The following is a 19,422-nucleotide window of genomic DNA, read 5'->3' as shown; positions in this document are numbered from 1 at the left end:
TATTGCTTACGAAGCAGGCACAGCAAGGGGGAGCAAGCTCCCCCTTTAGTTTTTACCGGACACTAGTGACGCGGAGCATGGGAACGATCTTCGCGCCCCACAAAATATTCCTTGCTCGCCTCAACCCGTTTCAGCTATGACAGTACACCCGAGGTGTACATGATTAGACCGGTACGATTTGACAAGAAACAACAGATAGTCGACGAGCTTGTCCGGCGCATCGAAAGCGGCCTCATGGAGGACGGCTTGCTATTGCCGGGTGAACATCAGTTGGCTCAAGAATTCAAGGTCAGCCGCGGCACGCTGCGTGAAGCCCTGGCCGAACTGAAACGGCGTCACTACATCGCCACGCAAAGCGGAGTCGGTTCCATCGTTACTTACGACGGCGTAGTGCTCGATCAGAGCAGCGGCTGGGCCCAGGCGCTGGCGGACAGCGGGGCGTTGATCAATACCGAGGTGCTGCGGCTGGAGGCGGTGACTCGGCCTGACCTGCTGTCGCGTTTCGGCACCGATCAATTCATTACCCTCGACCGACGTCGCCGCGCCACCGACGGCACGCTGGTGTCCCTGGAGCGCGCGTTGATGCCCGCGACCGGAGGCCTGGAAGGCTTGCCGCGAGTGGGACTGATCGATAACTCCCTGACCATCACGCTGGCTGCCTACGGCTATGTCGGCGAGCACGGCGATCAGTGGATCGGTGCCGAACCCTTGAACGCCGAAGACGCCGAGCTGCTCGGACGCCCGGTCGGCACGGTGTTCCTCAAGGCCCTGCGCACCACCTACGACCGTCAGAACCGTTTTATGGAGCAGGTCGAAAGCCTGCTCGATCCGGTGCACTTTCGTCTGCATTTGCAGTTTGGAACGCCAAAATGACCGCGCTCAACCGTGCCCTCGGCGCGTTCTATGGACTGGCCCTGGGCGATGCGCTGGGCATGCCGACCCAATCCCTGAGCCGCGCCGAAATCAAGGCGCGCTTCGTTGAAATCACTGACCTGCAAGACGCAGGTCCCGATCAACCGATCGCCGCGAATCTGCCCAAGGGTTCGATCACTGACGATACCGAGCAGGCGATTCTGGTCGGCCAGTTGTTGATCGAAGGCGAGGGCCGGATCGAACCGGCGGTACTGGCCCAACGATTGATCGAATGGGAAGCCGGGATGCAGGCCAAGGGCTCGCAAGACTTGCTCGGCCCTTCGACCAAACGCGCGATCGAAATGATCCTCGCCGGGCACTCGCTGGAAGAGGCGGGGCGCTACGGCACCACCAATGGCGCGGCGATGCGCATCACCCCGGTGGGGATTGCGGCCGATGTCGCCGATCCCGAGCGTTTCATCCGTGCCGTGGTGCAAGCCTGTCAGGTGACCCACAACACCACGCTGGGGATTGCCAGTGCGGCGGCGGTGGCAGCGGTGGTTTCCGCCGGGATCAACGGCATGGACCTGGGCGAGGCGTTGAACCTCGGCCAGCAGATCGCGCAGCAGGCCGAAGGCCATGGCCACTGGGTCGCCGGCGGGCGAATCGCCTCGCGCATCAGTTGGGCGCGAAGCATCGGCATCGACAGCGACAAGGCGTTGCTGGCGGATTTGTTGTACGACGTGATCGGCACTTCGGTGGCCTCACAGGAATCGGTGGTGGTGTCGTTTGCGCTGGCCCAGCAAGTGGCCATCGGCGAGATGACGGCCTTCGAGGCGCTGTGCATGGCCGCCAGCCTGGGCGGTGACACCGACACCATCGCGGCGATGCTCGGCGCCATGCTTGGGGCGTGTCTGGGGCTTGAGAGTTGGCCGGTGGCAATGATCGAGGAGGTTAAAGCGGTTAACTCGTTGGAGCTGGAACCATTGGTGCAAGGACTCCTCACGCTACGCTGAGGAACGCACAACCCCGTAGGAGGGGTCACAACCACAATAATTGCAAGGAGCATTTTCATGAGTTCATCGAGCGCCGGGCAAAGTTCCGGACAAAGCGCCGGACAACTGGAAACCCGTGGTATCGAACCGGTGCCGGAAGGGGAGTGCAACGGTCATCCGCTGCAGCTGTTCTGGGTATGGTTCGCGGCCAACATTTCCATCCTCGGCTTGCCGTTGGGCGCTACGCTGGTGGCCTTTCGCGGCCTGGCGATCTGGCAGGCAATCATCGTCGCCATCCTCGGCGCCGCCGGTTCTTTCGCGGTGGTCGGGATCATCTCCATTGCCGGTCGTCGTGGTCGCGCACCGAGCCTGACGCTGTCGCGAGCGATCTTCGGCGTACGCGGCAATATCGGCCCGACGCTGGTCTCGCTGATGTCGCGTCTGGGCTGGGAAACCGTCAACACCACCACCGCCGCGTTCGTCTTGCTGTCGCTGTGCTCGATAGTGTTCGGCTCGCCGGTGCAAGCCAAAAGCGCGCCGCTGCTGACCTTGGTGTTCATCGCGATTTTCGTGCTGCTGACGTTGTCGGTGTCCGGTCTCGGCCACGCCACATTGCTGGTGATCCAGAAATGGGCAACCTACGTGTTCGGTGCGCTGAACATCCTGGTCGGCGGTTTCCTCTGCGCGACCATCGATTGGAGCGCCGTATTCAACGCCACGCCAGCACCGCTGAGCGCGATGATCATCGGCATCGGCACCATGGCCGCCGGTACCGGGATCGGTTGGGCCAACGCCGGCGCGGACATGTCGCGCTACCAGCACCGCAGCGTCAAAGCCGTGCGCCTGGTGGCGTCGGCGGCGTTCGGTGCGGGGATTCCGCTGGTGCTGCTGATCACTCTCGGCGGTCTGCTGTCGGTGGGCAACCATGATCTGGCTTCGGCCACTGACCCGATTGTCGCGATCCGCGACATGCTGCCGACCTGGATGGCGGTGCCGTACCTGATCACCGCGTTCGGCGGGCTACTGCTGTCGAATAACCTGTCGGTGTACTCCGCCGGTTTGACCACCTTGACCCTCGGCCTGAAGGTCAAGCGCGTGTATGCGGTGGTGGTCGATATCGTCGCGATCTTCGCCGGCTCGATCTACTTCATGCTGATCGCCGAGAGCTTCTACGGTCCGTTCATCACCTTCATTTCCTTGCTGGCGGTGCCGATCACGGCGTGGGTCGGGATCTTCGTGGTCGACCTGATCCATCGTCATTACTACAGCCCCAAGGACCTGCTGGACGTCAGCCCGAGCAGCGCCTACTGGTATCGCGGCGGCGTCGAGTGGCGTGCATTCGGTGCGTGGGCGGTGGCGATTGTGTTGGGTTTCAGCTTCACCACCATTGGCACCACTGAACAAGATGTCTGGTTCCGGGGCTTCCTGTCTGACTTCTGGCTGGGCCACAACGGTCTGGGCTGGATCGTGACGTTCGTGGTGGCTGGCGGGATTTACTGGGCGCTCGGCGGTGCCAAGGACCGCCGCGCCGCGTTGCTCGAGCCTGTTCATGTCTAGGCTGCTGCACACCGGCCAGGTCATCATCGATCTGGTCATGGCCGTGGATAAACTGCCTCATTCGGGCGGTGACGTGTTGGCGCAATCCGCCCGTTTCGAGGCCGGCGGCGGCTTCAATGTGATGGCCGCGGCCCAGCGAAACGGCTTGCCGGTGGTTTACCTCGGGCGCCATGGCAACGGCCGTTTCGGTGATCTGGCCCGGGAGGCGATGACTGCGGAAGGCATTCGGATCGGCATCGAACAGAGCGCCGAGCGCGATACCGGACTGTGCGTCGCACTGACCGAAGCCTCGGCCGAACGCACGTTCATCTCCTACATCGGTGCCGAAGGCGAACTGACCGCCGAAGACCTGGCGAGTGTGCCGGCCGAGGCGGGAGACTTTGTCTACGTCAGTGGCTACAGCCTGCTGCATCGCGGCAAGGCTCTGGCGCTGGTGGATTGGGTGCTGGAGCTGCCGGACGGGATCAAGGTGGTGTTCGACCCGGGCCCGTTGGTGGATTCGCCGGACGCGCCGCTGATGAAGGTCTTGCTGCCGCGCATCGATCTGTGGACCAGCAACAGTGTCGAGGCGCTGCGGTTTACCGGGGTGTCGGACATTGCCGAGGCGTTGAGTATTCTGGCGGATCATTTGCCGGCGGACGCCCTGATGGTGGTTCGCGATGGGCCGCAGGGCTGCTGGATCAGCCAGCATGGCGACCGTCAGCAGGTGCCGGGATTCAAGGTCACGGCCGTCGACAGCAACGGTGCGGGGGATGCGCATGCCGGGGTGTTTGTGGCCGGGTTGGCGCAGGGCTTATCGGCGGTTGAAGCGGCACGGCGGGCGAATGCGGCAGCGGCGTTGGCGGTCACTCGTTGGGGGCCGGCGACTTCGCCGGGGGCGGCTGAGGTGGATGCGTTGATCCGCGAGACTTTTGACGCCTGATCCTGCGTTGAGGCCCTCAAACTCACCCTCAACCCGCCTTGCGCAACGCCTCGATCAACTCCTGCTTGCGCATGCTCGAACGCCCGGGAATCTTCTTCGCCCGGGCTTCCTTCATCAGGCTGTCCACCGTCTGCGTATCGCGTGAAGCCTTGCTGTTGCGCGGCTTGCCCTCACGGGTGGCCACTGCACGTCGGGCTGATTCCTTGCGATCGGCAGACTTGGCCGCGGCCGGTTTTTTGCGTCCCGAGCCGCCGGCGCGCTCACCGCCACCCGACTGCTTGTTCACCGTCGCCCAGGCGCGAGCCTCGGCTTCATCTTTCGACACGCCTTTGCGTTCGTAGCTTTCTTCGATGTGTTCGGCCTTGCGTTTCTGCTCGGCGGTGTATTTGTCTTTGCTTCCACGAGGCATGAGATTTCTCCTGGTCGTAGGAGCTGGCGAAGCCTGCGATCTTATGATCTTCAAACATTAACGGGCAAAAGATCGCAGCCTGCGGCAGCTCCTGCGCGGCTAGTTATCCAGTTTGCGTGCCGCCTCAACCCCAGCGGCGCTGAGTTTGATCGGCAGGTTCAGCGAGTGCTCGCCGGCTTCATTGCAGATCACATGACCGTGCTGGATCAGCCCGCGCTCCTGCAGTGTCGCGAGGGTGCTGGCCACGACTTTCTCCCCCCGGTAATTGTCCAGAACCTCCTTGCCCAACCCGCTTGGATGGGCATGCAGCAGGCGGGTCAGGACTTCTTTTTCCAGGTTTTTATCGACGTTCATGGTGACCTCTTGGTTGGGATGGACGAGTGTTGCTCCTCGCTCGCATCGGCGAGCCCTTACTCGATATTGGTCCGTCCCAGACCTGGATTGGTGCCTGAGGAACGACGAGTGGTCCAGGGGCGGGCTAGGCTTGCTGCAACGTTGTGACCTTGCTGACGTGACGCCAGACCAACCGCCCCACGGTGATCAGCCAGTTCAGCAGGGCGACCGACAGTACCGTGAGCAACAACGTCAGCATCCCGTATTCGACGATGATTTTCCCGGCCAGTAGTGGAAAGCCGAACACGCCGATGAAGTAGGACAGGCTGAACAACAGCAAGGATTGTGAGGTGGTACCGGACGGTGCTTCGTTCGCCGCCAGGCCATTGATCACCGAATACGTCAGTCCATAACCAATCCCGAGCATCGCTGCCGCCAGCACATAGCTGAAACTGTCGTCGACCACAAAACCGAACATCAGGATCGAGCCCATCATCAGGCCGGACAACAGGCAGGATGCACGTAACGGATCGCGTTTGACCACGAAGCCGGCAATCAGCATTCGGCTGCTGATCGCCGCGCCCATGAAGCCGAAAAAGAACAGTGAATAATCCAGTGAGCGAGACGCCGCGTAACTGGTTTGAAAACTCGATAATCCGCCGAACACGCAGCCGCCGAGGCCGACCATGATGATCGGGAACACGGCTCTGGAGGACAACACCTGAGCCGTTGCGCGCCAGGAAATGCGTGCGACTGACGCAGACGCGGAGGGCGTTCTTTTGAGCCGGGCATCCAGCCGCCAGAACAGCAAAGCGCCAATCAGACTGGCCAGTGCAGCGAGGTAAAACGCGGCCGTTACCGGATACCCGAGGGCACTGGCTGCGCGGCCTAACAGTGGGCCGCTGCCGATCCCGGTCATCATGCTGCCCGACAGTAACGCAAAGTATTTGGCCCGTTGAGCGGGCGTCACCAGGCTCGCAACGATGATCGGTCCGAGGGTGTAGAAAACACCCCAGCCCAACCCCAGCATCAATCCAAAAAACAGCAGCAGATGGCCAACGCCCGGCGTCAAGGCAAACCCCAGGCTGGCGACCACCAGCAACAGGCTGAACAGGGCAATGGAGCGCGCCGCGCCGAGCAGGTCGGACAAGTGACCAGAGACGAGCACCGCCGCAAAGGTGCTGAGCATTGCCGCCGAAATCACGCTGCCGGCATCGTGTTCATTGCCACCTCGCGAGCTGATCAGCAGCGACAGCAAAAAGGTCGAGCCATAGGACAACGACAGCAAGTAGCTGGCGAGGCAGAACAGGCCGAATAACTTGCTTGAGACTGGTGGGGCGGCGGTAGACATGAGGCTGTTCCTTGACCCGATAGAAGTGAACGTCATCTATCTATCACGCAAGGCGCCGAAGTTAGGTCTGTGGTTACCGATTTCAGGGTTAGCGCCGGCCGGAGTAATGCGCTTGGCAGACGCCGATTTCTTCCTTGAACAGTTCCATGAATCCCTTCAAGCGTTGATGGCGAACCTGTGCCAGACGCTGGCCGGTGGTCGTTTGGAAACCGTCCGCGAGGTGCAGCAGCTTGGTCTGGAAATGATCGAGGCAAAAGCGTTTGTCGTCGTAGTCCCGCTCGTTTGCCTCCGGGTCCACTGGGTCGTACAACGCGCTGCCCATGCGCCCGGCAATGTAGAAGGTACGCGCCACGCCGAGCATGCCGAGTGAGTCGAGGCGGTCGGCGTCCTGGATGATTCGGGCTTCGAGGGTGGTGGGTGTGATGTTGGCGCTGAAGCTATGGGCCTCAATGGCATGGACGACCGCAGTGATTTTTGCGTCAGGCCAATCCATGGCTGTCAGCACTGTCGACGCTTTCTGCGCCGCCAACCGTGACGCCTGGGACCGCAGCGGCGAGTTCTTCTCCACCGCCACGCAATCGTGCAACAGCACGGCGGCCAGCAGCACCTCAAGATCACCGCTTTCTTCGGCATGAAGCGTGCGCACGTTGTGCCACACCCGTTGCAAGTGCGACAGATCGTGGGCACCGTCCTCGCCAGGTTCCAGCGCATGGGGCAGCAGTTCAGAAGCCAGATTCTGCAGAGGTGCGAAAGCAGCGGTGCTCATAAATGTCCTATGTATGAAAACGCTTTTGTGGCGAGGGAGCTTGCTCCCGTTGGGCGGCGTAGCAGCCCCGACCCCAGACGGCACGGTATTTCAATTAGACCCGCGTCGCCAGTTTTTGCGACTGCTTTGCCCGAACGCGGACCGGCCGACGGGAGCAAGCTCCCTCGCCACATTGCTTTCAAATGTGACGAGCGCCGCGCGCGGACTTAGTATGGCGTTTTCAACTTTTGACAAGGCACGTCCATGACGATCGAAATCCGCCCGGCAACCCCCAGCGATGCTCCGCAAATCCTCGCGTTCATCACTGAACTGGCCGACTTCGAACGTGCCCGCCACGAAGTCATCGCCAGCGTCGCCGACATCGAGCGCAGCCTGTTCAGCGAAGGCGCCACCGCCCATGGCCTGATTTGCCTGCGCGATGGCCTGGCGATCGGCTTCGCGGTGTTCTTCTTCAGCTATTCCACCTGGCTGGGCAGCAATTGCCTGTACCTCGAAGACCTCTACATCACTCCTGAACAACGGGGCGGCGGCGCCGGTAAAACCTTGCTGCGCCACCTGGCAAAAATCGCCTGCGCCAACGACTGCGGCCGTTTCGAATGGAGCGTGCTGGACTGGAACAAACCGGCGATCGAATTCTACAAATCCCTCGGCGCACAGCCGCAGGAAGAGTGGGTGCGGTATCGGATGGATGGGGCGGTGTTAAGGGATTTTGCCGCCGGTAATTGATCCTCTAAAAAGATCGCAGCCTTCGGCAGCTCCTGCACGGGATTGTGTTTCGATCGCGATATTGCGGCGTACATGAATCCGTAGGAGCTGCCGAAGGCTGCGATCTTTTTTTGCTTGTCTCTCAACATGTGGGATTGTAATTTATATATTGAGATTTTCATTCGTCAAGGTTTATAGTCCAGCTCACTCACTGCCAAAAAAACAAAACAGGTGAAGCGATGCTGGCGCAATTGATCGCGCTCGATTGGGGGACAACCTCATTACGTGCTTACAAACTCGGCTTCGGTGGCCAGGTGCTGGACCAGCGTGCGCTGTCGTCCGGGATCATGCAGCTGCCCAAGACGCCGCGAACCATCGCCGGTCAGGCGTGCGCCGACGGTTTTGAACTGGCCTTCGACGAGGCTTGCGGCGACTGGCTCGACGCGCAGCCCGATGTGCCGGTGATTGCTTGCGGCATGGTCGGCAGTGCTCAGGGCTGGCGCGAAGCGGCTTACTGCGACACGCCGGCGAACGTCGCCAATCTCGGAACTTCCCTACAAACCGTTCGCAGTCTTCGCGGTGTCGATGTGCACATCGTGCCGGGCGTGATTCAGCGTTCGCGCTTACCGAACGTGATGCGTGGTGAGGAAACCCAGGTCCTCGGCGTGTTGCAGAATCTGCCGGGCGAGGCGGGTAGCGATCTGTTGATCGGCCTGCCGGGCAGCCATTCGAAATGGGTGGAAGTGGCCGATGGCTGCATCGTGCATTTCGATACTTTCATGACCGGCGAAGTCTTCGCCGTGCTCAGCGAACACAGCATTCTGGGGCGTACTCAGCAGCGCGGCGCGTCTTTTGATGGCGATGCTTTTGACCGTGGCGTGCAAGTGGCGCTGTCGGCGGATGGCGAGATCGGGCCGCTGTCGACATTGTTCAGTGCCCGCAGTCTGGGGCTGACCGGCGAGCTGAGCGCCAGCGCTCAGCCGGACTATCTGTCCGGCCTGTTGATCGGCCATGAACTGTCGGCCCTGGCCAATGTTCAGCGGCGTCGACGCAACAGCGTGCACCTGCCCTCGGTCATCCTTATCGGCAACGCCCAACTCTGTGCTCGCTACAACCGGGCGCTCGACGCCTGCGGTTTTGCCCGGGTGACCCTGGCCGAACAGGCCACCGAACGCGGCTTGTGGCAGCTGGCGGTTGCCGCCGGACTGATCACCGCAAACCCATCCCGTTAAACCTGACTGGAGGTCTGACATGCTCAAGCAAGCATTGGCACAAAACGGTCTGATCGCGATCTTGCGTGGCCTGCGTCCGCAAGAGGCGGCAGCCGTGGGCGAAGTCCTGTACTCGGCCGGATTTCGCGTCATCGAAGTGCCGCTTAATTCCCCTGAGCCGTACGAAAGTATTCGCATCCTGCGCAGCACATTACCCGCCGATTGCCTGATCGGCGCGGGCACGGTGTTGACGCCGGAACAGGTCGAGCAAGTGAAAGCGGCAGGCGGCCAAGTGATCGTCATGCCCCACAGCGATGCAAAGGTGTTGCGCGCGGCGAAGGCAGCGGGGCTGTTCCTGTCGCCGGGCGTGGCGACACCGACCGAAGCCTTTGCAGCGCTGGCCGAAGGGGCGGACGTGTTGAAGATGTTCCCGGCCGAACAGATGGGCCCCGCCGTTGTGAAAGCCTGGCTGGCGGTGTTGCCGGCGGGAACGGTGCTGGTGCCGGTGGGCGGGATTACGCCGGACAACATGCAGGTGTTTGTCGAGGCCGGCGTCAAAGGTTTCGGTCTCGGCTCCGGATTGTTCAAACCGGGCATGACCGCAGACGAAGTGGCGGTGCGCGCCAAGGCGTATGTCGCTGCCTGGAATGCCTTGCGTTAAGACTTTTTTGGCGCCGAGCGCGCTACTTCTATAAGCGCTGCATCTACAAGAAGAGAGCACAGATGAAAATCACCAAACTCACCACCTTCATCGTTCCGCCGCGCTGGTGCTTCCTCAAGGTTGAAACCGACGAGGGTGTGACCGGTTGGGGCGAGCCCGTGGTTGAAGGCCGCGCGCACACCGTCGCGGCTGCGGTCGAGGAATTGTCCGACTACCTGATCGGTAAAGACCCACGCAACATCGAAGACATCTGGACAGTGCTCTACCGTGGCGGCTTCTACCGGGGCGGGGCGATCCACATGAGCGCCCTGGCCGGTATCGACCAGGCGCTGTGGGACATCAAGGGCAAGGCGCTGGGTGTGTCGGTCAGCGATTTGCTGGGTGGCCAGGTGCGGGACAAGATCCGGGTTTACTCGTGGATCGGTGGTGATCGTCCGGCGGACACTGCTCGCGCCGCGAAAGAAGCGGTCAGCCGTGGTTTCACCGCGGTGAAAATGAACGGCACCGAAGAGCTGCAATTCCTCGATTCCTTCGAGAAAGTCGACCTGGCGCTGGCCAACGTTGCCGCCGTGCGCGATGCGGTCGGTCCGAATGTCGGCATCGGCGTGGACTTCCATGGTCGGGTGCACAAGCCGATGGCCAAGGTGCTGATGAAGGAACTCGACCCGTACAAACTGATGTTCATCGAAGAGCCGGTGCTCAGTGAGAACTACGAAGCGCTGAAAGAACTGGCGCCGCTGACCAGCACGCCGATTGCCCTTGGCGAGCGGTTGTTCTCGCGCTGGGATTTCAAGCGTGTGCTCAGCGAAGGTTACGTCGACATCATCCAGCCCGATGCGTCCCACGCGGGCGGTATCACCGAAACCCGCAAGATCGCCAACATGGCCGAAGCCTACGACGTGGCGCTGGCGCTGCATTGCCCGCTGGGCCCGATTGCCCTGGCGGCGTGCCTGCAACTGGACGCGGTTTGTTACAACGCATTCATTCAGGAACAGAGCCTGGGCATCCATTACAACGAGAGCAATGACCTGCTCGATTATGTGAAAGATCCGCGGGTGTTCGACTACGACAAAGGCTTCGTGAAGATCCCCAACGGTCCGGGCCTGGGGATCGAGATCAACGAGGAGTACGTGATCGAACGCGCGGCGGTCGGCCACCGCTGGCGCAACCCGATCTGGCGCCATGCCGATGGCAGTTTTGCCGAGTGGTGATACTCACGCGGTGATCGTTCCCACGCTCTGCGTGGGAATGCCTCACCGGACGCTCTGCGTCCGCTCTTGGGACGCAGAGCGTCCCTGGCTGCATTCCCACGCAGAGCGTAGGAACGATCAGCCACCACGACCTCAATAAACATAAGAAGAGGCACCCCCATGCAACCGCAAACCCTCACCGGGCAGGCGTCGTTGGTGACGCCCAGTCGCAAGCGTTTTTTCATCATGGTCCTGTTGTTCATCACGGTGGTGATCAACTACCTGGACCGCAGCAACCTGTCGATTGCCGCCCCGGCGTTGACCAGCGACCTGGGCATCGATCCGATCCATGTCGGGCTGATTTTTTCCGCATTCGGCTGGACCTACGCCGCCATGCAGATCCCCGGCGGCTGGCTGGTGGACCGGGTGCCGCCGCGCATTCTCTATAGCGTCGCATTGCTGCTGTGGTCGCTGGCCACGGTGATGCTCGGCTTCGCCGCCAGCTTCATTGCGCTGTTCGTGCTGCGCATGGCGGTCGGTGCACTGGAAGCGCCGGCGTACCCGATCAACAGCCGCGTAGTGACCACCTGGTTCCCCGAGCGCGAACGCGCCACGGCCATCGGTTTCTACACCTCCGGGCAGTTCGTCGGCCTGGCGTTCCTGACGCCGGTGCTTGCCTGGCTACAACACCAATATGGCTGGCACATGGTGTTTGTCAGCACCGGTGCGGTGGGCATCCTGTGGGCGGTGATCTGGTACGCGGTGTATCGCGAACCACGGGATTTCAAGGGCGCCAATGATGCTGAAATCGATCTGATCCGCGAGGGCGGCGGGTTGGTGGATATCCAGGCCGAAGCCGCCAGGGCCAAGGCGAAATTCAGCTGGGTCGACCTCGGGATTGTCCTGAGCAAGCGCAAGTTGTGGGGCATTTACCTCGGCCAGTTTTGCCTCAATTCGACCTTGTGGTTTTTCCTGACGTGGTTCCCGACTTATCTGGTGAAGTATCGCGGCATGGACTTCATCAAGTCTGGCTTGCTGGCGTCGCTACCGTTTCTGGCGGCCTTCGTCGGCGTGCTGTGTTCGGGGTTCTTCTCGGACTTTTTGATTCGTCGCGGCTGCACGGTGGGCTTTGCTCGCAAGTTACCGATCATCGGTGGTTTGCTGATTTCCACCTCGATCATCGGCGCCAACTTCGTCGAGTCGACACCACTGGTGATTGCCTTCCTCGCGCTGGCCTTCTTCGGTAACGGTCTGGCCTCGATCACCTGGTCGCTGGTGTCGACCCTGGCCCCGGCGCGCTTGCTCGGACTGACAGGTGGGGTGTTCAATTTCATCGGCAACCTGGCGGCGATTACCACGCCAATCGTCATCGGTTTCCTCGCCTCCGGTGATTCGTTTGCCCCGGCGATCACCTATATCTCGGTTCTGGCGTTGCTGGGTGCGCTTTCCTACGTGTTGCTGGTGGGCAAGGTCGAACGTATCAAGTTGTAGTCGCAGCCGCCGGGCGACCATAATGCCGCCCGTTCCCTCGCTCAACGGTAAAGGCTGGATATGCAGGAAGACGCCCCAAAAATCGCCAAGGACGCCGCGCCGACCGGCACCCAGACACTGCTTCGTGGCCTGGGTGTGGTTCAGGCGGTGGCCAGTGGCGCCCGCGATCTCAAGGAAATCGCCCGGCTGATCGGCACGACGCGCAGCACCACTCATCGCCTGGCCAGTTGCCTGGTGGACGAGCGTTATCTGCGGGTGGTGCCACAGGTCGGCTATCTGTTGGGGCCGAAACTGATCGAGCTGGGTTTTCAGGCGCGCGAAGAACTGCCGCTGGTGACGCTGGCCGGGCCGTATCTGGATGAGTTGTCGGCGTTGACCGGCGACACTATTCACCTGGCGATTCGTGAAGGCGACGAGGTGCTGTACCTGCACAAGAATCCGGGGCGCAACGGCCCGGAAATGCGTTCGCGGGTTGGCCATCGCATGCCGTTGGCGCGTACCGGGATCGGTAAGGCGCTGATGCTTGATGACTCGCAGGAAGAATGGCAACGGCTGTATGAAATCAGCTTGCCGGTGGGCGGGAAAAATCAGTTCTGGCCGCAGCACCCGGAGCAATCCTGGGAACAGTTTCAGCAGCGCATGATCGAGTACGTGGCCGGCGGTTACGCTTTCGACCTGGAAGACAACGAACCGTCGATCCGCTGCGTGGCGGCGCCGATCCGCGATGCCAGCAAGCGCATTGTCGCCGGTATCAGCGTCGCCAGCACCGTGCCGTACATGCCGTTGGAAAAAATGGCCGAGCTGATTCCCCTGATCAAAGGGGTCACAGCCCGGCTGTCGGCGGAATTGGGCCTGAAGGTTTAGAGTTTCAGCGTCGCCATGTCGATCACGAAGCGGTATTTCACGTCACCGGCGATCATGCGGGTGTAAGCCTCGTTGATCTGGCGGATGTCGAGCATTTCGATGTCGCAGGAGATGCCGTGCTCGGCGCAGAAGTCCAGTACTTCCTGGGTTTCGGCGATGCCGCCGATCAGTGAGCCGGCCAGCATGCGACGACCCAATACCAGTTTGGCAGCATGCACCGGCGGATCGATCGGCTCGATCAAACCCACCACAATGTGCACGCCGTCGAAACGCAGGGTATCGAGGTAGGGATTGAGGTCGTGCTGCACCGGAATGGTGTCCAGCAGGAAGTCGAATTGTCCGGCGGCGGCCTTCATCTGTTCGGCATCGGTGGACACGATCACGTGGTCCGCGCCTTGGCGACGACCTTCTTCAGCTTTGCTCTCCGAGCGGGTGAACAAGGTCACCTCAGCGCCCATCGCCTTGGCGAACTTGATCCCCATGTGACCGAGACCGCCCATGCCAAGAATCCCGACCTTGTCACCGGCCTTCACGCCGTAGTGCTTGAGCGGCGAGTAGGTGGTGATGCCGGCACACAGAATCGGCGCGGCGCTGGCCAGGTCGAGCTTCTCCGGGATGCGCACGACAAAGTGCTCGCTGACCACGATGCTGTCGGAGTAACCGCCCATCGTGTTGCTGCCATCGACCCGGTCCGGGGTGGCGTAAGTCAGGGTCGGGCCTTCGAGGCAGTATTGCTCCAGATCGGCCTGGCAGGCTTCGCAGTGGCGGCACGAGTCGACCATGCAACCGACGCCGACCAGATCGCCGACTTTGTGTTTAGTAACGTTCGCGCCGACGGCGGTCACTTTGCCGACGATCTCATGGCCGGGCATCAGCGGGTAAACCGCAATGCCCCACTCGTTGCGCGCCTGGTGGATGTCGGAATGGCAGACGCCGCAGTAGAGAATCTCGATCGCCACATCGTCGGCCCGTGGGCTGCGGCGTTCGAATTTCATTGGGGCGAGGGGCGTGGTGGACGACTGAGCGGCGTATCCGATGGCGGTGTACATGGTGAACCTCGCAAAAGCAGTGACAGGTGAGGCGAGCCATTCTGGGCACCGCGCGGGTGACCGGCCATGGCGATTCCTCCGGGTGTCATGCCTAATCCTCCGGCATGCGCCTTCGTTTGGTCGCATTGGCGTTCAGACCTGCGATGATGTTTTCATCCCTTTTTTCGTGACTTTTTTGTGAAGAGCTCTCCATGTTGTTGACCCGTCATCTCGATGCCAATGCCACGCTGGTTTCGCTGATCCAGCCGCTGACCAACCGCGATGGTTTCACGCCTACCACGTTGCCGGGCGTGCAGATTTTGCGGGCCAGTTGTGATTTGGCCCGTGGCCCGCAAATCTACGAGCCAAGCCTGGTCATCATCGCCCAGGGCAGCAAGTTGGCGTATCTGGGGCCGCGTACTCTGGAATACGGCGCCGGGCATTATTTGATTCAGGCGCTGCCGGTGCCGTTCGAATGCGAGACGTTTTCGGCTCCAGATGGCCCGATGCTGGGCGTTTCCATCGCCATTGACCGGGTGTTGCTCGGTGAGTTGGTGCTGGCCATGAGGCTGGCGCCGGGGCGTTATATCGAGGCGCAGACGCCAGAGTCCATGACTTCGGCGGTACTCGATGATGCGATGCGTGGTTGTGTTGAACGGCTGTTGCGTTGCCTGCACGATCCGCTGGAATGCCAGGTTATGGGGCAGGCGCGATTGCGTGAATTGTTGTTCGTCGCCCTGCGCGGGCCGCAAGCCGATGTGTTGCGGGCGCTGGTGGAGCAACAGGGGCAGTTCGCCCGGATCGCGGCCTCGTTGAGCCATCTGCATGCGCATTACACCGAGCCGCTGAACGTCGAGACCCTGGCCAGTTGTGCGAACATGAGTGCGTCGACGTTTCATGAGCATTTCAAGCGCAGCACCTTATTGTCGCCGGTGCAGTATCTGAAGCGTTTGCGTTTGCTCAAGGCCCAGCAGTTGTTGCTGGGCGAAGGACTGGGCGTGGCCCAGGTGGCGCATCGGGTGGGGTATCAGAGCACGTCGCAATTCAGCCGTGAGTACAAGCGCTACTTTGAACGAAATCCGGGGGATGAGCGCGTTGCCTGATCCATAGGGCTTTGTGGTGACGCTTGAATTGCGGGCAACAAAAAGGCCCCCGTTCAGGGAGCCTTGTTGTTCAAACGTTCGACTTACATGTTCGGGTAAGTCGGGCCGCCGGCACCTTCCGGTGCCACCCAGGTGATGTTCTGTGCAGGGTCCTTGATGTCGCAGGTCTTGCAGTGAACGCAGTTCTGGGCGTTGATCTGGAAGCGTTTCTCGCCGTTTTCCTGGGTGACGACTTCATACACGCCGGCCGGGCAGTAACGCTGGGCAGGTTCATCGTACAGCGGCAGGTTCTTGCTGATCGGGATGCTCGCGTCGGCCAGCTTCAGGTGGCACGGCTGCTCTTCTTCATGGTTGGTACCGGAGATGAACACCGAGCTGAGCTTGTCGAAGCTGAGCTTGCCGTCCGGTTTCGGGTAGTCGATCTTCTTGCAATCGGCCGCCAGTTTCAGGCACGCGTAATCCGGCTTGGTGTCGTGCAGGGTGAACGGCAGTTTGCCGCCGAAGATGTTCTGGTCGATCCAGTTGAAGCCGCCACCGACAATGGCGCCGAATTTGTGGATCGCCGGGCCGAAATTGCGGCTGGCGAACAGTTCGTCGTAGAGCCAGCTCTTCTTGAAGGCGTCGACGTAAGTGGTCAGCTCTTGCGTGCCGTCCAGATCGGCGAACAGCGCATCGGCCACGGCGTCAGCGGCGAGCATGCCGGACTTCATCGCCGTGTGGCTGCCTTTGATCTTGGCGAAGTTCAGGGTGCCGAGGTCGCAACCGATCAGAGCGCCGCCCTTGAAGACCATTTTCGGCAGCGAGTTCAGGCCGCCTTTGCAAATGGCGCGAGCGCCGTAGCTGACACGCTTGCCGCCTTCCAGGTATTGCTTGAGCACCGGGTGATGCTTGAGGCGCTGGAACTCGTCGAACGGCGACAGGAAGGTATTGCTGTAGGAAAGATCGACGATCAGACCGACCACCACCTGGTTGTTTTCCAGGTGATAGAGGAACGAGCCACCGGTGTTCTCGGTGCCCATGATGTCCAGCGGCCAGCCGGCGGTGTGGACCACCAGGCCTGGCTGGTGCTTGGCCGGGTCGATTTCCCAGATTTCTTTCAGGCCGATGCCGTAATGCTGGGCATCGGCTTCGCTGTCGAGGTTGAAACGCTTGATCAGCTGCTTGCCGATGTGGCCGCGGCAACCTTCGGCGAACAGCGTGTACTTGGCGCGCAGTTCCAAGCCTGGGGTGTACAGGCCTTCTTTCGGATTGCCTTCGCGGTCAACGCCCAGATCACCGGTGATGATCCCGCGAACCACGCCGTTCTCGTCGAACAGCGCTTCCTGGGCGGCGAAGCCCGGGTAGATTTCCACGCCCAGGTTCTCGGCCTGCTGGGCCAGCCAGCGGCACAGATTGCCCAGGGAGATGATGTAGTTGCCTTCGTTGTGCATGGTCTTGGGCACAAAGAGGTCTGGAATCTTCTGCGCGCTGTCAGCGTTCTTCAGAACGAAGATGTCATCGCGGGTGACTGGCGTGTTCAGCGGCGCGCCGAGTTCTTTCCAGTCCGGGAACAGTTCGTTCAGGGCCCGTGGTTCGAACACGGCACCGGACAAGATATGAGCGCCGACTTCGGAGCCTTTTTCGACCACGCAGACGCTGATTTCCTTACCGGCTTCGGCGGCCTTCTGCTTCAAACGGCAGGCGGCGGACAGGCCAGCGGGGCCGGCACCGACGATGACCACGTCGAATTCCATGTATTCGCGTTCCACAGGCTATCTCCTACTCAAGGCTCAACAGTTTTTTTTCTAATTGGAGGTTGGGTGTCGCATCCATGAATTCCCCCACAACGCGGGGGAGAGGACAATCGATGAGCCACCTTTCTCTCTGGGTGGCGCATTATATCTACACCACTCTTAGCGTCCAATACAAACGTTTGTTTGAATTGGCTCAAACCCAGAGAAATCAAAGTCACGCGGCTTATGACTGGCCATTTTGCCGTATTGACCAGAATAGGTGTTCCGGTCAAGATACGGTCGGTTTTGCGCTCGCCGTAGGCTGATTGTAGGTTTCAAGAGCACCTCTAAAGACAGGGCGATGGCAGGACAAGGTGATGTGTCGCGCAGCTTTGGCGCGCAGTTTACACGCCGCGATAATGAATGACCTGTCGGTCACCACTGACGAACGGTCATCAACATCGTGAGTGATGGTCACTTGATACGAATGCCGGCGTTTTTAGAGGTGCCCTTGTGCCCCATGTGCATCAACCGCCAGGTTCGCCTAGGCGACTTTCTTTTCACCGGAGAGTAACGAGGAATCCATGAAGGTTCTTGTAGCTGTCAAACGCGTTGTGGATTACAACGTCAAGGTTCGCGTCAAGGCGGACAATTCCGGCGTCGACCTCGCTAACGTCAAGATGTCGATGAACCCGTTCTGCGAAATCGCAGTGGAAGAAGCCGTACGTCTGAAAGAGAAAGGCGTTGCGACTGAAATCGTCGTCGTCTCTATCGGCCCGTCCACCGCTCAAGAGCAACTGCGCACCGCGCTGGCTCTGGGTGCCGACCGCGCCATCCTCGTCGAATCCGCTGAAGATCTGACTTCCCTGGCCGTGGCCAAGCTGCTCAAGGCTGTTGTCGACAAGGAACAGCCTCAGCTGGTGATCCTCGGCAAACAAGCCATCGACAGCGACAACAACCAGACTGGCCAGATGCTCGCTGCATTGAGCGGCTACGGTCAGGGCACGTTCGCGTCGAAAGTCGAAGTCAGCGGCGACAGCGTTGCCGTGACCCGCGAAATCGACGGCGGCGCGCAGACAGTTTCCCTGAAACTGCCGGCCATCGTCACCACCGACCTGCGTTTGAACGAGCCGCGCTACGCGTCCCTGCCAAACATCATGAAAGCCAAGAAGAAGCCTCTCGAAGTGCTGACTCCGGACGCTTTGGGCGTTTCCACCGCCTCCACCAACAAGACCCTGAAAGTCGAAGCGCCGGCTGCACGCAGCGCGGGTATCAAGGTCAAGTCGGTGGCTGAACTGGTCGAGAAACTGAAAAACGAAGCGAAGGTAATCTAAATGACTATCTTGGTTATTGCTGAACACGACAACAAAGTGCTGGCCCCGGCCACCCTGAACACCGTTGCTGCTGCCGCCAAGATCGGTGGTGACATCCACGTTCTGGTTGCAGGCCAAGGCGCTGGCGCCGTGGCTGAAGCCGCTGCGAAAATCGCGGGTGTGAGCAAAGTCCTGTCTGCTGACAATGCCGCTTACGCGCATCAACTGCCGGAAAACATCGCCCCGCTGGTGGCCGAGTTGGGCAAGGGCTACAGCCACATCCTGGCCGCCGCCACTTCCAACGGCAAAAACATCCTGCCGCGCGTTGCCGCTCAGTTGGATGTTGACCAGATCTCCGAGATCATCTCGGTCGAAAGCGCTGACACCTTCAAGCGCCCGATCTACGCCGGTAACGCCATCGCTACCGTGCAGTCCAACGCGGCGGTCAAAGTGATCACCGTGCGTGCTACCGGTTTCGACCCGGTGGCGGCTGAAGGTGGTTCGGCTGCCGTTGAAGCCGTTGCCGCTGCTCACGACGCTGGCATTTCCAGCTTCGTTGGCGAAGAACTGGCCAAGTCCGATCGTCCGGAACTGACCGCTGCCAAGATCGTCGTTTCCGGCGGTCGCGGCATGCAGAACGGTGACAACTTCAAACACCTGTACGCCCTGGCCGACAAGCTGGGCGCTGCCGTCGGTGCTTCCCGCGCTGCGGTCGACGCAGGTTTCGTACCCAACGACATGCAGGTCGGTCAGACCGGCAAGATCGTTGCGCCACAGCTGTACATCGCCGTCGGTATCTCCGGCGCGATCCAGCACCTGGCCGGCATGAAAGACTCCAAGGTGATCGTGGCGATCAACAAGGACGAAGAAGCGCCGATCTTCCAGGTGGCCGATTACGGCCTGGTGGCAGACCTGTTCGAAGCCATCCCCGAGTTCGAGAAGCTGGTCTAATCCGGCGG

Annotated in this window: 19 protein-coding genes; 13 read left to right on the top strand and 6 right to left on the bottom strand. The window is 60.8% G+C overall.

The annotated features are described in order from the left end of the window. Window positions 1-159 precede the first annotated feature (159 nt). From AC1RO5_RS18640 to AC1RO5_RS18625, 4 genes are read left to right on the top strand one after another with little or no spacing between them, the layout of a single operon-like run. Entirely contained in the window at window positions 160-873 is a 714-nt protein-coding gene (locus tag AC1RO5_RS18640; RefSeq protein WP_493176826.1) for a GntR family transcriptional regulator, read from the top strand. Continuing rightward, window positions 870-1,868 (top strand): ADP-ribosylglycohydrolase family protein, encoded by a 999-nt coding sequence (locus tag AC1RO5_RS18635; RefSeq protein WP_493176824.1) that lies wholly within the window; start codon window positions 870-872, stop codon window positions 1,866-1,868. The genes AC1RO5_RS18640 and AC1RO5_RS18635 overlap by 4 nt, the downstream gene beginning before the upstream one ends. Before the next feature lie 57 nt (window positions 1,869-1,925). Further along, window positions 1,926-3,404: a purine-cytosine permease family protein gene (locus AC1RO5_RS18630; protein WP_493176823.1), complete on the top strand. Its 1,479-nt coding sequence runs from the start codon at window positions 1,926-1,928 to the stop codon at window positions 3,402-3,404. After that, window positions 3,397-4,326: a PfkB family carbohydrate kinase gene (locus AC1RO5_RS18625; protein ID WP_493176821.1), complete on the top strand. Its 930-nt coding sequence runs from the start codon at window positions 3,397-3,399 to the stop codon at window positions 4,324-4,326. The genes AC1RO5_RS18630 and AC1RO5_RS18625 overlap by 8 nt, the downstream gene beginning before the upstream one ends. A 28-nt stretch (window positions 4,327-4,354) precedes the next feature. Here the strand turns inward: AC1RO5_RS18625 and AC1RO5_RS18620 are convergent, their stop codons facing one another. From AC1RO5_RS18620 to AC1RO5_RS18605, 4 genes are all read right to left on the bottom strand, one after another. After that, window positions 4,355-4,735 (bottom strand): Rho termination factor N-terminal domain-containing protein, encoded by a 381-nt coding sequence (locus AC1RO5_RS18620; protein WP_086944608.1) that lies wholly within the window; start codon window positions 4,733-4,735, stop codon window positions 4,355-4,357. 99 nt (window positions 4,736-4,834) lie between these two features. After that, on the bottom strand, window positions 4,835-5,089 hold the full coding sequence (locus AC1RO5_RS18615; protein WP_018926197.1) for a hypothetical protein: 255 nt from the start codon (window positions 5,087-5,089) through the stop codon (window positions 4,835-4,837). Window positions 5,090-5,213: 124 nt separating this feature from the next. Continuing rightward, window positions 5,214-6,419 carry an MFS transporter gene (locus tag AC1RO5_RS18610; RefSeq protein WP_493176820.1) on the bottom strand — a complete coding sequence of 402 codons (1,206 nt, stop codon included), beginning with the start codon at window positions 6,417-6,419 and terminating at the stop codon, window positions 5,214-5,216. A gap of 88 nt (window positions 6,420-6,507) precedes the next feature. Next, on the bottom strand, window positions 6,508-7,185 hold the full coding sequence (locus AC1RO5_RS18605) for an HD domain-containing protein (protein WP_493176818.1): 678 nt from the start codon (window positions 7,183-7,185) through the stop codon (window positions 6,508-6,510). 243 nt (window positions 7,186-7,428) lie between these two features. Here AC1RO5_RS18605 and AC1RO5_RS18600 point away from each other — a divergent pair, with 243 nt between their 5' ends. The 6 genes from AC1RO5_RS18600 (at window position 7,429) to AC1RO5_RS18575 (ending at window position 13,307) form a co-directional block, all read left to right on the top strand. Next, window positions 7,429-7,911: a GNAT family N-acetyltransferase gene (locus AC1RO5_RS18600; RefSeq protein ID WP_493176816.1), complete on the top strand. Its 483-nt coding sequence runs from the start codon at window positions 7,429-7,431 to the stop codon at window positions 7,909-7,911. A 218-nt stretch (window positions 7,912-8,129) separates the two neighbouring features. Further along, window positions 8,130-9,122, top strand: coding sequence for a 2-dehydro-3-deoxygalactonokinase (locus AC1RO5_RS18595; protein WP_493176815.1), 993 nt, complete (start codon window positions 8,130-8,132; stop codon window positions 9,120-9,122). A 19-nt stretch (window positions 9,123-9,141) separates the two neighbouring features. After that, window positions 9,142-9,762: a 2-dehydro-3-deoxy-6-phosphogalactonate aldolase gene (locus AC1RO5_RS18590; protein ID WP_018926189.1), complete on the top strand. Its 621-nt coding sequence runs from the start codon at window positions 9,142-9,144 to the stop codon at window positions 9,760-9,762. 62 nt (window positions 9,763-9,824) lie between these two features. Beyond that, the gene (gene dgoD / locus AC1RO5_RS18585; RefSeq protein ID WP_007903915.1) at window positions 9,825-10,973 is read left to right on the top strand and encodes a galactonate dehydratase; all 1,149 of its coding nucleotides are present in this window, start codon (window positions 9,825-9,827) and stop codon (window positions 10,971-10,973) included. A gap of 159 nt (window positions 10,974-11,132) precedes the next feature. Beyond that, a complete protein-coding gene (locus AC1RO5_RS18580; RefSeq protein ID WP_493176813.1) occupies window positions 11,133-12,443 on the top strand; it encodes an MFS transporter in 1,311 nt (436 codons plus the stop codon). A gap of 60 nt (window positions 12,444-12,503) precedes the next feature. Further along, window positions 12,504-13,307 carry an IclR family transcriptional regulator gene (locus AC1RO5_RS18575; protein ID WP_493176811.1) on the top strand — a complete coding sequence of 268 codons (804 nt, stop codon included), beginning with the start codon at window positions 12,504-12,506 and terminating at the stop codon, window positions 13,305-13,307. Here the strand turns inward: AC1RO5_RS18575 and AC1RO5_RS18570 are convergent. Then, window positions 13,304-14,356, bottom strand: a complete 1,053-nt coding sequence (locus AC1RO5_RS18570) for an NAD(P)-dependent alcohol dehydrogenase (RefSeq protein WP_493176809.1) — start codon at window positions 14,354-14,356, stop codon at window positions 13,304-13,306. The two genes, AC1RO5_RS18575 and AC1RO5_RS18570, sit on opposite strands and share 4 nt — an antisense overlap. A 191-nt stretch (window positions 14,357-14,547) precedes the next feature. Here AC1RO5_RS18570 and AC1RO5_RS18565 point away from each other — a divergent pair, with 191 nt between their 5' ends. Then, window positions 14,548-15,438, top strand: coding sequence for an AraC family transcriptional regulator (locus AC1RO5_RS18565; RefSeq protein WP_493176807.1), 891 nt, complete (start codon window positions 14,548-14,550; stop codon window positions 15,436-15,438). A gap of 83 nt (window positions 15,439-15,521) precedes the next feature. Here AC1RO5_RS18565 and AC1RO5_RS18560 read toward each other — a convergent pair whose 3' ends face one another. Next, on the bottom strand, window positions 15,522-17,186 hold the full coding sequence (locus AC1RO5_RS18560) for an electron transfer flavoprotein-ubiquinone oxidoreductase (protein ID WP_493176805.1): 1,665 nt from the start codon (window positions 17,184-17,186) through the stop codon (window positions 15,522-15,524). A 548-nt stretch (window positions 17,187-17,734) separates the two neighbouring features. On the opposite strand from AC1RO5_RS18560, the gene AC1RO5_RS18555 reads away from it, so the two are divergent. Together AC1RO5_RS18555 and AC1RO5_RS18550 are read left to right on the top strand one after the other, a co-directional pair. Then, window positions 17,735-18,484, top strand: a complete 750-nt coding sequence (locus tag AC1RO5_RS18555) for an electron transfer flavoprotein subunit beta/FixA family protein (protein ID WP_003226982.1) — start codon at window positions 17,735-17,737, stop codon at window positions 18,482-18,484. Then, a complete protein-coding gene (locus tag AC1RO5_RS18550) occupies window positions 18,485-19,414 on the top strand; it encodes an electron transfer flavoprotein subunit alpha/FixB family protein (RefSeq protein WP_493176804.1) in 930 nt (309 codons plus the stop codon). Window positions 19,415-19,422: the final 8 nt, after the last annotated feature.

It is taken from the genome of Pseudomonas sp. GW822-FHT02G04 (genome assembly GCF_058802085.1).
This window is presented reverse-complemented; position numbering and strand designations above follow the sequence as displayed.

Bases quoted from the DNA above. Each gene is read 5' to 3' on its own strand.
- AC1RO5_RS18570 (WP_493176809.1), bottom strand. From the start codon at position 14,356: ATGTACACCGCCATCGGATACGCCGCTCAGTCGTCCACCACGCCCCTC.
- AC1RO5_RS18555 (WP_003226982.1), top strand. From the start codon at position 17,735: ATGAAGGTTCTTGTAGCTGTCAAACGCGTTGTGGATTACAACGTCAAG.
- dgoD (WP_007903915.1), top strand. From the start codon at position 9,825: ATGAAAATCACCAAACTCACCACCTTCATCGTTCCGCCGCGCTGGTGC.
- AC1RO5_RS18635 (WP_493176824.1), top strand. From the start codon at position 870: ATGACCGCGCTCAACCGTGCCCTCGGCGCGTTCTATGGACTGGCCCTG.
- AC1RO5_RS18620 (WP_086944608.1), bottom strand. From the start codon at position 4,735: ATGCCTCGTGGAAGCAAAGACAAATACACCGCCGAGCAGAAACGCAAG.
- AC1RO5_RS18605 (WP_493176818.1), bottom strand. From the start codon at position 7,185: ATGAGCACCGCTGCTTTCGCACCTCTGCAGAATCTGGCTTCTGAACTG.
- AC1RO5_RS18595 (WP_493176815.1), top strand. From the start codon at position 8,130: ATGCTGGCGCAATTGATCGCGCTCGATTGGGGGACAACCTCATTACGT.
- AC1RO5_RS18565 (WP_493176807.1), top strand. From the start codon at position 14,548: ATGTTGTTGACCCGTCATCTCGATGCCAATGCCACGCTGGTTTCGCTG.
- AC1RO5_RS18580 (WP_493176813.1), top strand. From the start codon at position 11,133: ATGCAACCGCAAACCCTCACCGGGCAGGCGTCGTTGGTGACGCCCAGT.
- AC1RO5_RS18625 (WP_493176821.1), top strand. From the start codon at position 3,397: ATGTCTAGGCTGCTGCACACCGGCCAGGTCATCATCGATCTGGTCATG.
- AC1RO5_RS18640 (WP_493176826.1), top strand. From the start codon at position 160: ATGATTAGACCGGTACGATTTGACAAGAAACAACAGATAGTCGACGAG.
- AC1RO5_RS18550 (WP_493176804.1), top strand. From the start codon at position 18,485: ATGACTATCTTGGTTATTGCTGAACACGACAACAAAGTGCTGGCCCCG.
- AC1RO5_RS18615 (WP_018926197.1), bottom strand. From the start codon at position 5,089: ATGAACGTCGATAAAAACCTGGAAAAAGAAGTCCTGACCCGCCTGCTG.
- AC1RO5_RS18600 (WP_493176816.1), top strand. From the start codon at position 7,429: ATGACGATCGAAATCCGCCCGGCAACCCCCAGCGATGCTCCGCAAATC.
- AC1RO5_RS18590 (WP_018926189.1), top strand. From the start codon at position 9,142: ATGCTCAAGCAAGCATTGGCACAAAACGGTCTGATCGCGATCTTGCGT.
- AC1RO5_RS18575 (WP_493176811.1), top strand. From the start codon at position 12,504: ATGCAGGAAGACGCCCCAAAAATCGCCAAGGACGCCGCGCCGACCGGC.
- AC1RO5_RS18630 (WP_493176823.1), top strand. From the start codon at position 1,926: ATGAGTTCATCGAGCGCCGGGCAAAGTTCCGGACAAAGCGCCGGACAA.
- AC1RO5_RS18610 (WP_493176820.1), bottom strand. From the start codon at position 6,419: ATGTCTACCGCCGCCCCACCAGTCTCAAGCAAGTTATTCGGCCTGTTC.